This is a genomic window from Fodinicurvata sediminis DSM 21159 (assembly GCF_000420625.1).
GTDB classification, from domain to species: domain Bacteria; phylum Pseudomonadota; class Alphaproteobacteria; order Kiloniellales; family DSM-21159; genus Fodinicurvata; species Fodinicurvata sediminis.
The window spans coordinates 257,824-270,759 of record NZ_ATVH01000013.1; the positions used below are offsets into that span (position 1 = coordinate 257,824).

Sequence of the window (12,936 nt, forward strand, 5' to 3'; positions counted from 1 at the left end):
TCTTGCTATGGATATGTCTCCTGTTTCTGTTAAGTCCGCTGTCCCGGCACGCCGGGACCATTGCTCACTCCGAGGCCCTGTCGGGCGCCCGAGCTTCCCACTCCAGTTTATTCACTGCCTCTTTCAGCGCAAGCGACTCCTGTTCCTTTGAGCCAAGCCAGCGCAGATTGACGCTTTGGCTGTCGGCCTCGCGCTTGCCAACTACGGCGATCACCGGAACCTTCGCATGGGAATGTTCGCGGACCTTGTAATTGATCTTCTCGTTGCGCAGATCCGTTTCCACGCGCAGACCTGCGGCTTCCAGCTGCTCGGCCACCTGCTTGGCATAATCATCGGCATCGTTGGTGATCGTGGTCACGACCACTTGTAGCGGGGCCAGCCACAGCGGAAAGCGACCCGCGAAATTCTCGATCAGGATCGCCAGGAAGCGCTCGAAAGAGCCCAGGATGGCCCGATGCAGCATGACCGGGCGCTGGCGGCTGCCATCCTCTGCCACATAACTCGCCTCCAGGCGTTCCGGCAGGACGAAATCCGCCTGCAGGGTGCCGCACTGCCAATCCCGGCCGATGGCATCCTTCAGGACGAATTCCAGCTTTGGCCCATAGAAGGCGCCTTCGCCGGGGTTGAGCGTATAGTGGAGGCCTGCTGCCTCGGTGGCTTCCTTGAGCGCCTTCTCGGCCTTGTCCCAGACGGCATCGCTTCCAGCCCGGGTCTCGGGACGATCCGAGAACTTGACCGTGATATCGGCGAATCCGAAATCCTGGTAGACCGTCTTCAACAGGTCACAGAAACGCTTGGTTTCCGTGACGATCTGGTCCTCGGTACAGAAGATATGGGCATCGTCCTGGGTAAAGGCCCGCACGCGCATCAGACCGTGCAGCGCCCCCGAGGGCTCGTTGCGGTGGCAGCTACCGAATTCCGCCATGCGATAGGGCAGGTCCCGATAGCTGGTGATGCCCTGCTTGTAGATCTGAACATGGCCCGGGCAGTTCATCGGCTTGACCGCCAGGATGCGATCCTCGCTTTCCGCAATGAACATATGCTCGCGGAACTTCTCCCAGTGCCCGGAGGCCTCCCAGAGGTTGCGGTCAATCAGCTGGGGCGTCTTCACCTCGTGATAGTCGGCGTCTTCCAGGCGCCGTCGCATGTACTCTTCCACCGTGCGATAGAGCGTCCAGCCATGGGGATGCCAGAACACCGAACCAACGGCCTCTTCCTGCAGGTGGAACAGCTTCATCTCGCGCCCAAGCCGGCGATGGTCGCGCTTGGCCGCCTCTTCCAGCATGGTCAGGTAGGCCTTCAGGCGCTTCTCGTCTTCCCAGGCCGTGCCGTAGATGCGCTGCAGCTGCTCGTTGCTGGAGTCGCCGCGCCAGTAGGCACCCGAAACCTTCAGCAACTTGAAGCCGTGACCCAGCTTGCTGGTGGTGGGGAGGTGCGGGCCCAGGCAGAGATCCAGCCAATTGCCCTGGCGATAGATGGTGATGACCTCGTCCTCGGGCAGGCTGCGGATATGCTCGGCCTTGTAGATTTCGCCGATGGATTCGAAGAAAGTGATTGCTTCGTCGCGATCCCAGACCTCGCGCTTGATGGATTCATCGCGCTTGACGATCTCGTGCATGCGCGCCTCGATCTTTTCCAGGTCCTCCTCGGAAAAGGGCTCGTCGCGTGCAAAATCGTAATAGAAACCGTCTTCGGTCGCCGGTCCGAAGGTCACCTGGGTGCCGGGATAGAGTTCCTGAACCGCCTCGGCCATGACATGGGCCGCATCATGACGCAGCAACTCCAGTGCGTCTTCGTGGTTGCGCGTAACGATCTCCAGCCGGGCGTCCTGCTCGATCGGGCGCGTCAGGTCGCGCAGCTCGCCATTCACCTTCACGGCCAGTGCCGCTTTTGCCAGGCCGGTCCCGATGGAATCCGCCACTTCCTGGCCGCTCACAGGGCCATCGAACGTCTTTTCCGATCCATCCGGCAGCGTAATCGCAACCATGCCGGTGCCTTCCTTCCCAAACGAGAGTCACAAAACCGATAGAGTGCCGGGACTTAGGGGGCTTTTCATAGGCTGTCAAGAAAAGCCGGGCCTGCTAGCCTGCGGTGCAGTCAAGAGAATGCCAGAGAGAGCAGGAGCCGTCATGAGCGAAGCAGAACGACCCGCAGAATTTCTGACGTCATCCAGTGGAACCCGCCTTGCCTGGAGACGCCTCGAGGGGACCGTGCCAGGTGTTGTCTTCCTGGGCGGCTACAAGTCCGACATGACCGGGACCAAGGCCACGGAGCTGGAACGCCATTGCCAGGCCAGAGGGCAGGCCTTCCTGCGCTTCGACTATTCCGGACACGGCGAATCCGACGGCACCTTCGAGGAGGGGACCATCGGACAGTGGACGGCCGACGCCCTGGACGTGATCGACCAGTTGACCGAGGGGCCACAGATCCTGGTGGGCTCTTCGATGGGTGGCTGGATCATGCTGCTTGCCGCCCTGGCCCGTCCGGACCGTGTCGCCGCACTGCTCGGCATCGCCGCCGCCCCGGATTTCACCGAGGACCTGATGTGGGAACAGCTGACACCCGAGATGCGTCAGGAGGTCATGGACAAGGGGCGTCTTGAGGTGCCATCGGACTATGCCGAGTCGCCCTACATCATCACACGGTCCCTGGTCGAGGATGGCCGCCAGCGTCTGCTGCTGCGCAAGCCGCTGGAGATTGCCAGCCCGGTCCGATTGCTTCACGGCATGGCCGACAGCGATGTACCTTACCGCACGGCCATTCGCCTGGCCGAAACCCTGACGACACCCGATGTCGAGATCAGGTTCGTGAAGGATGCGGACCATCGCTTTTCGACGGAGCGTGAGCTGGGCCACCTGAAGGAAACCCTGGACCAGCTCACACAGCAGATCAACTGAGCACGACCGGATCGGCAAGCCGTCTTCAGGTCTTCAACAAGGCCTTGAGGCCGCTTCGATAATCCGGATAGTCCAGACGGACGCCCAGTTCCTCCTTGATCCGTCGATTGCAGACCCGCTTGTTGTCGTCATAGAAGCTGCGCGCCATGGGTGAGAGATCCGCCTCCTCAAAGGGGACGAGAGGCGGCGGTTCGACGCCCAGAAGTTCGGCGGCATGGGTCACCACCTCGGCCGGATCGGACGGGTCGTCATCACAGACATTGTACGCCCGGCCCGGATAGGAATTGGCCATCGAGGCTTCCAGCACCTTGGCAATGTCGTCCACATGGATACGGCTGAAGACCTGGCCCGGCTTGTGCAATCTGCGCGCCTTCCCCTTCCGCAGGCTTTCCAGCTGGTTGCGGCCTGGCCCGTATATTCCGGCCAGGCGGAACAGATGGACCGGCAGGCCTTCCGTCCTGTGAAGTTCCAGCCAGGCTGCCTCGGCGTCCGCACGGCGTTGACCGCGCGTACCGCTTGGGTGGATGCGAGAGTCTTCATCCACCCAACCTCCATCCGCATTTCCATAGACACCGGTCGTCGAGAGATAGCCGACCCAGCTCAAGGGATGGAGCTTGGCAATATCCTGCGCATGTGCATTCAGGACGGGGTCACCGTCCGCGGAGGGCGGCACGGAACTGAGCAGGTAGTCACTGCCGGCCAGCGCCGCTGCCGGATCGGCCAGCGGTGTCTCGTTATCGAACAGCCAGACCTCGATCCCACGTTCGCGAAGCGCCGCAGCCTTCTCGACCGTGCGGGTCGTCCCGGCGACCTGCCAGCCTCTTGCCTGCAGGCGCTCGGCAAGATTCAGGGCGCTGAATCCTAGACCGAAACAGAAGAATCTGGGCGACCCTGCAGAAACGTCTTCTTTTCGTTCTTCCCTCATCCCGGCAAGATGCCCCAGCAGACCTTGTCGGCCAAGCGGAGAAAGGGGAAACTTCGCAACATGTCTTGGATTCGCAAAGCTCCAACCTGCCGCATCGTCGGCCCGCTCCTTCTGCTGGCGGCTCTGCTGCTCGGACAGCCGGCCCTGGCCCAGGACGCCCCTCCAACGTCGGAAAAGAACGGGGAAGAGAGCACGGAAGAGCTTGCGGAAGGGGACAGCCAGGAACGTTACCAGCGCTGCATGGATCTGGCGCGCCACGAGCCCGAGAAGGGTTTGGCTGCAGCCCGCCTCTGGCAGGACGAATCGGATGCAGAGCCAGCCGCAGAGCACTGTGCCGCGGAGGCACTGATCGGCCTGGAGCGCTATGACGAAGCAGCCCGCCAATTACAGCAACTCAGTGAACATGTCCCCGATTCGCGCAAAGGCCAGCTGTTCGCTGACGAGGGTTGGGCCTGGATGATGGCGGAGCAGCCGGAACGTGCCTATGACGCACAGACAGAAGCCCTCAGCCACCAGCCCGATAACGTGGAACTCTATATCGACCGCAGCATCGCACTGGCCGACATGGAACGCTATTGGGAATCCGTGGATGACTTGAGTCGGGCACACGACCTGGCGCCGGATCGTGTGGATGTCCTGACCTTGCGAGCCAGCGCCTACCGCCGGGTGGATGCACCGCAACTGGCCCTGGACGATGTGCTGCGTGCCCGCGAGCTCGCGCCGGGAGATCCCGGTCTCAAAATTCAGGAAGGCATCATGCGCGTTGAACTGGGGCAGGCAACCCGGGCAGCGAGCCTCTGGCAGGACGTTATCAATTCCCAGCCGGGAACAAGAGCCGCCCGCATTGCCGAGGAGAACCTGGAACAACTGGGCGAAGAATCGCCTCCGAATGAAGCCGATACGGAGCGCGAATAAAAAAACCGCCGGCGAAGTGCTCGCCGGCGGGTGTCAAGTCTTGCCCGTAGCTGTAAAACCACAAGCTGAGATGGAAGACAGTGATAGCTGTAATTTCATTGAAGGGGGCCGTCAACGGTAAACCAAGCACTCTTAAATTATATATTGTGGGTATACAAAAAAATCGTGTGATATTTCACCAGACCAGAAAAGAAACCTAGCATATTATACTGAATACACTTTTGTAGACTTCTTTATCTAAACTTCAGAAGTCCAGGTCCGCGTAGTGCTTCGGTGGCGGGTTGCTGGCCAGGTAGTCCGCCAGGATCGGCCGCATGGAGGGGCGCGACTTGATTCTTGCGTACCAGTCACGCGCACCCGGGTGCTGGTCCCAAGGAACGTGGTCCAGGTAATCCAGACAGGAAATATGCGCGGCCGCCGTCAGGTCGGCCAGGCCCAGGTGTTCCCCAGCCAGCCAGTTGCGTCGCTCCGCCAGCCAGCCGATATAGTCCAGATGATGATGGATGTTGTGATTGGCGGCGCGAATCGCCGAGGAATCGGGGTTGCCCATGCTCAAAAGGCGCTTCATCACCTTTTCCTCGATCAGCAACTCGGAAACCTCGCGCGCGAACTTTCGATCGAACCAGTTGACCAGGCGCCGCGTTTCGGCGCGATCCAGGGCTGTGGCTCCCAACAAGGAGGGCTCGCTGCAGGTTTCCTCCAGGTATTCGGCAATAACCTGGGCATCCGGCAGAATGGTCCCGTCGCTTTCCACAAGGACAGGGACCTCACCCGCCGGGTTCAGCCTCAGGAAGGCATCACGCCGTTCCCAGACCTGCTCGGTTTTCAATTCGACCTCCAGGCCCTTTTCCGCCAGCAACAGGCGGATCTTCCGGCACCCGGGATCAAGTGGGAGATGATAGAGGAGTCTCATGGGCTTGGACTATAGCGTTGCCGCCCCCCGCCTGAACAGTCTTCCCTTGCTGCGTGCCTGAGAAATGCCACAAGACCCAAGGTCATTGGCCGCAACCTGTCCACAGGCGTTGCGAGCTGACATATTCCCCCCTATCTTGCGCCGCAACCGGGCTGGGCCATGACACGGGGCCCCGTCTCTCAGCCTTTCGATCGAGAGCTCTATGACAACCGACCTCAGGCATATTCGAAATTTCGCCATTGTGGCCCACATCGATCACGGCAAGTCGACACTGGCCGACAGGCTGATCCAGGTCTGCGGTGGTCTGACCGAACGCGAGATGAAGGAACAGGTCCTGGATTCCATGGACCTGGAACGCGAACGTGGCATCACCATCAAGGCCCAGACCGTACGCCTGACCTATAAGGCCCAGGATGGCGAGACCTATGTCCTGAACATGATCGACACTCCAGGTCACGTGGACTTCAGCTACGAGGTCAGCCGCTCGCTCAAGGCCTGCGAAGGTTCGCTATTGCTGGTCGATGCCAGCCAGGGCGTCGAAGCCCAGACGCTGGCCAATGTCTACCTGGCCCTCGAGCACGACCACGAGATGGTCCCGGTGCTCAACAAGGTCGATCTGCCGGCCGCCGAACCCGACCGCATCAAGGAACAGATCGAGGAAGTGATCGGTCTGGACGCATCACATGCCCTGGAGATTTCCGCCAAGACAGGTCAGGGCGTGAGTGACGTGCTGGAAGCGATCGTTCAGCAGTTGCCCCCGCCCCAGGGCGATACCGAAGCGCCCTTGAAGGCACTGCTTGTCGACTCCTGGTTCGACCCCTACCTGGGCGTGGTCACCCTGGTGCGTGTCATGGAAGGGCGCATCAAGGCCGGCATGAAGATCCGCATGCTGGGAACCCGGGCGCTCCACGATGTCACCCAGGTGGGTGTCTTCCGACCGGGCAAGACCAAGGTCGACGACCTGGGACCCGGCGAGATCGGTTATGTGATCTCGGGCATCAAGGACATCGCCGATGCCAAGGTGGGCGACACCATCACCGAGGAAAAACGCCCCTGCGAAAAGCCGCTGGAAGGCTTCCAGCCCTCAGTCCCAGTGGTCTTCTGCGGCCTCTTTCCCAGCGACACCTCGCAGTACGAGGACCTGCGCGATTCCCTGGGCAAGCTGGCGCTCAACGATTCCTCCTTCGTTTTTGAGCCCGAAGTCTCGCCCGCGCTCGGCTTCGGTTTCCGCTGCGGCTTCCTGGGCCTGTTGCACCTGGAGATCGTGCAGGAACGCCTGGAGCGTGAGTTCGGGCTGGACCTCATCACCACGGCCCCTTCCGTCGTCTATCATATCTACATGAAGAACGGCGAGATGAAGGAACTTCACAATCCCACGGACATGCCCGAGCCCACCCAGATCGATCACATCGAGGAACCCTGGATCAAGGCAACGATCCTGGTGCCCGACGATTTCCTGGGGCCGATCCTGAAGCTTTGCGAAGAACGACGCGGCGAGCAGCTGGACCTGACCTATGTGGGCACCCGCGCCATGGTGGTCTATCGCCTGCCCCTAAACGAAGTGGTCTTTGACTTCTATGACCGTCTGAAGTCGGTCACCCGCGGCTATGCCTCCTTCGATTATCAGCTGGACGGCTATCGCGAAGGCGATCTGGTCAAGCTGACCATCATGGTCAACGGCGAGCCGGTGGACGCGCTCGCTCTGGTGGTCCACCGCAGCCAGGCCGAGGTGCGCGGACGCGCGCTTTGCGCCCGGCTGAAGGACCTGATCCCGCGCCAGCTCTTCAAGGTGGCCGTCCAGGCCGCCATCGGCGGCAAGGTGATCGCCCGCGAGACGGTCGGGGCCATGCGCAAGGACGTCACCGCGAAGTGTTACGGTGGCGATGCCACCCGCAAGCGCAAGCTTCTGGAAAAGCAGAAGGAAGGCAAGAAGCGCATGCGCCAGTTCGGCAATGTGGAAATCCCCCAGTCGGCCTTCCTGGCCGCCCTGCGCATGGACGAGGATTGAGGAAGAACCGCGACCCGGAAAATACAGGCTTCTGCCAGAACACAGACTTCGAGATTGAAAAAGGCGGTCACAGAGGACCGCCTTTTTCTTGATCAGGACTATGAACCGAAGAATCAGCGGTTCATGCGGTTTTCCACCAGGTCATCCACCACGGCAGGATCGGCCAGGGTCGAGGTGTCCCCCAGGTTGCTGTAATCGTTCTCGGCGATCTTGCGCAGGATGCGGCGCATGATCTTGCCCGACCGGGTCTTGGGCAGTCCGGGCGCCCACTGGATCAGGTCGGGCGAAGCGATGGGCCCGATCTCCTGGCGCACCCACTGCACCAGCTCCTTGCGCAGCTCCTCGCTGGGCTCCTCACCGGCAACCAGGGTCACATAGGCATAGATGCCCTGCCCCTTCAGGTCGTGGGGATAGCCCACCACGGCGGCCTCGGCGACCTTCTTGTGAGCAACAAGGGCCGACTCGACTTCTGCAGTGCCCATGCGGTGACCGGAGACGTTGATCACGTCGTCCACGCGGCCCGTGATCCAGTAATAGCCATCCTCGTCGCGGCGGCAGCCGTCACCCGAGAAATACTTGCCGGGATAGGTGGAGAAATAGGTCTGCACGAAGCGGTCATGGTCGCCGTAGACCGTGCGCATCTGGCCCGGCCAGGAATCGGCGATGCAGAGATTGCCCTCGCAAGCTCCCTCCTGGACCTTGCCGTCGGTATTGACGATTTCCGGCTTCACCCCGAAGAAGGGCTTGGTGGCCGAGCCGGGTTTCTGGTCTATGGCGCCGGGCAAGGGTGAAATCATGATGCCGCCGGTCTCGGTCTGCCACCAGGTATCGACGATGGGGCAGCGTTCTTCGCCCACTGTCTTGTAATACCACAGCCAGGCTTCCGGATTGATCGGTTCACCCACGGTCCCCAGCAGGCGCAGGGACTTGCGGCTGGTCTTCTTCACCGGCGCGTCGCCTTCGCGCATCAGGGCCCGGATCGCTGTCGGTGCCGTGTAGTAGATGCTGACGTTGTGCTTGTCGCAGACCTGCCAGTGACGTGCGGCATCCGGATAGTTGGGCACGCCTTCGAACATCAGGGTCGTGGCACCGTTGGCCAGCGGCCCATAAACGATATAGCTATGGCCGGTCACCCAGCCGACATCGGCCGTGCACCAGTAAACCTCACCGTCCTTGTAGTCGAAGACGTATTCATGGGTCATCGAGGTATAGACCAGATAGCCGCCCGTGGTGTGCAACACGCCCTTGGGCTTGCCCGTGGAGCCTGAGGTATAGAGGATGAAAAGCGGATCCTCGGCCCCCATCTCCTCGGCCGGACAGTCGTCGCCGACAGTCTCGAATTCCTCATGGTACCAGAGATCTCGGCCATCCTGCCAATCGATGTTACCGCCCGTGCGGCGCACCACCAGGACGTGCTTCACACCGGGACACTTGGCCAGCGCCTTGTCCGTATTGGCCTTTAGCGGAATTTTGCGGCCGCCGCGCAACCCTTCGTCCGCAGTGATCACGAAGTTGGATTCACAGTCCTGAATACGCCCGGCCAGGGCATCCGGCGAGAATCCGCCGAAGACGACGGAATGGATCGCACCGATGCGTGCACAGGCCAGCATGGCGTAGGCCGCCTCGGGAATCATTGGCATGTAGATGGTCACCCGGTCGCCGCGCGTGACGCCGCGCGCTTTCAGGATGTTGGCCATTCGGCAGACCTGGCGATGCAGCTCGCCATAGGTGATGGTCTTGTCCTCGCCGGGTTCATCACCTTCCCAGATGATGGCGGCCTGGTCCTTCTTGGCCGGCAGGTGACGATCAATGCAGTTCACGGCCGCATTGGTCGTACCGTCGGCAAACCAGCGGATATGCACATCATCCGGGTCGTAGCTGACATCCTTGACCTGGCTGAAAGGCTTCATCCAGTCGATGCGTTTGCCATGCTCGGCCCAGAAGCCTTCCGGATCCTTGATCGAGCGGCGGTACATCTCTTCATAAGCCTGCGCATCCACATGCGCGCTGCGAGCAATGTTCTCCTTGACGGGGATGACCTGCGAGTCCGACATTTTTATGCGACGCTCCCTCTTGACTGTTTTAATGAAACCCGCGGGATCGAACCCATCGGGTTGTCGCTTATCGTCTTGCTCATATCTGGGAGGGATTAAAGCGGGAATAAAGGCCCGACTCAACCATGGTCCTGTTCTACCATACCGATAACGCTGCACTTTTTGGCCAGAACCCCCTCCGAGACCGCTGCCCACAAGTGGCCTTCAGCATGCAAAGCGAGTGTTGCGGGACGGGGGCGACAGCGCTAAGTTCCGGGCCCAGACGATGCGAAAGTCACGTCTGACGTGATGGGGCGTAGCCAAGTGGTAAGGCAACGGTTTTTGGTACCGTCATGCGCAGGTTCGAATCCTGCCGCCCCAACCATCCCCTCAGTTTCTCAGAAACAATGAGTGCTAAGGAAAATTTATAGAGCTCTTCGGCTCATAAAGCGGTTATATCATATAATAATTTTTCAGAATTACCCAGTCTTCACTAAGCAAAAATCGATCATGCTCCGATACATAAGAAATAATTGGATTGCGATAGACCTGATATTAATCGGCTAATACCTGGATAGATTATTTACTAAGATCACATCTAGACACACCCTGGGAAGGACGTGATACTTAGGAATCACTAAGTACTGCAGACTCAGAAACGCTGCATCTAAAGATAAACACCAAAGTCAGAGGGGGCTTTCCATGCTAAAATATTTCGTGGCAGTGGGATTCATAATTTTACTCACCGGATGTTCCAGTATCTCTGTCGAGCCGCCATCTCAGCAAGATTATCAAAAATCAAAATCGTTCCAGATCTCCTACGACACGGCATGGAACCGGACTGTCGACTGGTTTGCGGATCACAACGTCACCATCGAAAAATTATCCAAAGAATCTGGTCTCATTACCGCAAAATATCAGCTTGAGACATCGGAACGTTTCCTTGACTGCGGCAACATTAAAGCTACAGGTTTGCTTGGAGACCCTCGTATCACGCGTACTGGGTCACTAAACGTGACTGTGCGGCCTGAAAGTACGGAACAAACCAAGGTTAACGTTAACTTTTTCGGTCAATATGAAGTAGTTGGAAGAGATGCCTGGGACGGTCGCCAGATAGTGGTTGATGGCTCTTGCGTATCAACTGGTGAACTTGAACAGAGCATTTTTTCGTACCTTGGAGGTAGTTGAGATTGCTCTTTGTCTCAAATGGCATCACCCATCCCAATATGCCATATGCCGATTTTGGGATTTGTTAGCAATATCAAAGGGATGGACGTGAATAAACCTATAGACCAAGACAACAGTGAAGCAGGCCAAACCTTAAAGACCTAGACCTTGGTAGGGGCACATGCACTGTTCACCCTCTGAGAATGTGGCTGCGTTGTTTGACAGCTTTTTGGTAGCGGCATTCGCAGGTTTGAATCCTGCCGCCCCAACCATTCACCGCTTCTTGCTTCAGTTCGGATCATCATCTGAAGCCGCCAGGACGACGCGATTCCGGCCCTCGGCCTTGGCACGATAAAGGGCGGCATCCGCCCGTGCCAGGGCCATCGCTGGATTTTCGTCCTGCACAAGCAGTTCGCTCACGCCGATGCTCACCGTGCAGCTCAAAGGCGTCTCTGTCCCCGCCTCCACCTCCAGGTTCTCCACCAACCGTCGCAGCTTCTCCGCCACGGCCATTCCGGTCTTCGGCGCAATACCAGGCAACAGCACGGCAAATTCCTCGCCGCCCACCCGTCCCAGAACATCCGATTGGCGCAGATGCCGCGTACAGGCCTCGACGACCCGGGTGAGCACTTGGTCTCCCGCCTGATGGCCATAGGTATCATTGATCACCTTGAAGTGATCGATATCCAGGGCCAGCAGCGTGCAGGAACCGGCTTGCCGTTTGACCTGTGTGTGCAAGATATCGGCCCAATGGAGGAACCCACGACGGTTGCGACCGCCGGTCAGAACGTCGGTGCCTGCTTCCCGATGGAGCTCCCGGGCGCGCTCCATGAGGCGCACAAAGGCGGGACGAAAGATCACGGCACCCAGCAGCAGCACGGTCAGCAGCAGCAGACCGAAGAGGGTCCAGAGCATCCAGCGCATATACCGCATGGCATCGCCGGCCTGTTCGACGTAGCGCTCGACGGCCAACCCCAATCCCTGAAGCACCAGACTGCCCTCGTGTTCGCGCAGATGCTGAAGATAGGGGTTGTTTATGTCGAGCGCTCCGGGGTCGTGGGCCAAAAGACCCTCGGCTGCACCCAGGAAGCCGCGTACGCGCATATCAAGACGATAGGGCGGGTCGAAGTAGATGGGATCTGCCACATCGGTATAGATCTGCGAAGGAGCGTGCTTCAGCAGCTCTTCGTGACTTTGGCGCATCTCGCGGACAGCCAGGTCCAGGCCGCTGTGAAGGTAATTCCGTTCATGGGGCGTTTCCGCCAGAACGTAGCGATAGGCCAACTGGATAATACGTTGCGAAAGCATCTGCTGGCGGCCCGCCAACTCAATGACTTCAGCCGATTTTTCCTCAGCCAGCAGAAGCCGATCCATCACCAGATTGGAGCCGGCGGCCAGCAGCAGGATCAGAAAAAGCCCCGCGATATAGCGATTGGCCAGGCGCTTTTCCGGGCCCAGCGGATCCATTATCCGGGAAAAGTCGGCTTTCATTGTGGGTCGGCAACAACTTCGCTCAGGGCGTGAAGAGACCCAACGATCCTATAGCTGACGAAATGTCAGTGCCTTGGACTCGTTGGTGAAAACGCACATGATCATGATGGCAGGACGGTAAAGACCGGGTTAACCGCTCAACTTGCCTGGCGCTGATTCAAGGCTTCTTCCACAGCATCGCAAACCTGTTTCAGGGTAAAGGGCTTGATCAGCACCTTGCAGATCAGTTCCTCAAGGTCATAGGCGCGCTGTTGCTCGGCCGAATAGCCCGTCATGAGAAGCACTGGCAACTCCGGGTAATCCCGTGTCACACGCAGCGCCAATCCGATGCCGTCAAGACCGGGCATCACGATATCCGTGACCAGCAAGTCGTATCCGTCATTCTGGAGGGCTTCAAGCGCCTGTATGCCATCCCCCACGGCCGTGACGTCAAAGCCCTTCTGTTCCAGGGCCCTGGAAACGAAACTTCGAACTGCCAGGTCATCTTCAGCTATCAGGATATGCGCCATGTCCCGTCTCGAATAGCGTGTGGCAAGTTGTCATAGTCCCCCATGACAACGGCCAAATCAAAGATTCTTTGGCATCAT

General features: G+C 59.2%; 10 protein-coding genes and 1 tRNA gene. 5 read left to right on the forward strand and 6 right to left on the reverse strand.

All coding sequences use genetic code 11. The annotated features are described in order from the left end of the window. Nucleotides 1–64: 64 nt before the first annotated feature. Entirely contained in the window at nucleotides 65–1,987 is a 1,923-nt protein-coding gene (thrS, locus tag G502_RS0106280) for a threonine--tRNA ligase (RefSeq protein WP_022727810.1), read from the reverse strand. Nucleotides 1,988–2,129: 142 nt separating this feature from the next. Here thrS and G502_RS0106285 point away from each other — a divergent pair, with 142 nt between their 5' ends. After that, entirely contained in the window at nucleotides 2,130–2,897 is a 768-nt protein-coding gene (locus G502_RS0106285; protein ID WP_022727811.1) for an alpha/beta hydrolase, read from the forward strand. 25 nt (nucleotides 2,898–2,922) lie between these two features. On the opposite strand, the gene G502_RS18960 is transcribed toward G502_RS0106285, so the two are convergent. Further along, a complete protein-coding gene (locus G502_RS18960; protein WP_022727812.1) occupies nucleotides 2,923–3,822 on the reverse strand; it encodes an SDR family oxidoreductase in 900 nt (299 codons plus the stop codon). A gap of 60 nt (nucleotides 3,823–3,882) precedes the next feature. Here G502_RS18960 and G502_RS21350 point away from each other — a divergent pair, with 60 nt between their 5' ends. Next, complete coding sequence (locus G502_RS21350; protein ID WP_022727813.1) at nucleotides 3,883–4,737, forward strand: tetratricopeptide repeat protein; 855 nt, start codon at nucleotides 3,883–3,885, stop codon at nucleotides 4,735–4,737. Between the two features lie 244 nt (nucleotides 4,738–4,981). Here the strand turns inward: G502_RS21350 and G502_RS0106300 are convergent, their stop codons facing one another. Continuing rightward, nucleotides 4,982–5,650, reverse strand: a complete 669-nt coding sequence (locus tag G502_RS0106300; protein ID WP_026989146.1) for a glutathione S-transferase family protein — start codon at nucleotides 5,648–5,650, stop codon at nucleotides 4,982–4,984. Nucleotides 5,651–5,852: 202 nt separating this feature from the next. On the opposite strand from G502_RS0106300, the gene lepA reads away from it, so the two are divergent. Further along, nucleotides 5,853–7,658 (forward strand): translation elongation factor 4, encoded by a 1,806-nt coding sequence (lepA, locus tag G502_RS0106305; RefSeq protein ID WP_022727815.1) that lies wholly within the window; start codon nucleotides 5,853–5,855, stop codon nucleotides 7,656–7,658. A gap of 113 nt (nucleotides 7,659–7,771) precedes the next feature. Here lepA and acs read toward each other — a convergent pair whose 3' ends face one another. After that, nucleotides 7,772–9,712, reverse strand: coding sequence for an acetate--CoA ligase (gene acs, locus G502_RS0106310; protein WP_022727816.1), 1,941 nt, complete (start codon nucleotides 9,710–9,712; stop codon nucleotides 7,772–7,774). 289 nt (nucleotides 9,713–10,001) lie between these two features. Between acs and G502_RS0106315 the strand changes: the two genes are divergently transcribed. Together G502_RS0106315 and G502_RS22230 are read left to right on the forward strand one after the other, a co-directional pair. Beyond that, nucleotides 10,002–10,076: transfer RNA gene (locus tag G502_RS0106315), tRNA-Gln, on the forward strand. A gap of 317 nt (nucleotides 10,077–10,393) precedes the next feature. After that, the gene (locus G502_RS22230; protein WP_155957802.1) at nucleotides 10,394–10,879 is read left to right on the forward strand and encodes a hypothetical protein; all 486 of its coding nucleotides are present in this window, start codon (nucleotides 10,394–10,396) and stop codon (nucleotides 10,877–10,879) included. Nucleotides 10,880–11,146: 267 nt separating this feature from the next. Here the strand turns inward: G502_RS22230 and G502_RS0106320 are convergent, their stop codons facing one another. Continuing rightward, nucleotides 11,147–12,325 (reverse strand): diguanylate cyclase, encoded by a 1,179-nt coding sequence (locus G502_RS0106320; protein ID WP_022727817.1) that lies wholly within the window; start codon nucleotides 12,323–12,325, stop codon nucleotides 11,147–11,149. 161 nt (nucleotides 12,326–12,486) lie between these two features. Beyond that, nucleotides 12,487–12,858 carry a response regulator gene (locus G502_RS0106325; RefSeq protein ID WP_022727818.1) on the reverse strand — a complete coding sequence of 124 codons (372 nt, stop codon included), beginning with the start codon at nucleotides 12,856–12,858 and terminating at the stop codon, nucleotides 12,487–12,489. Between the last annotated feature and the right edge of the window lie 78 nt (nucleotides 12,859–12,936).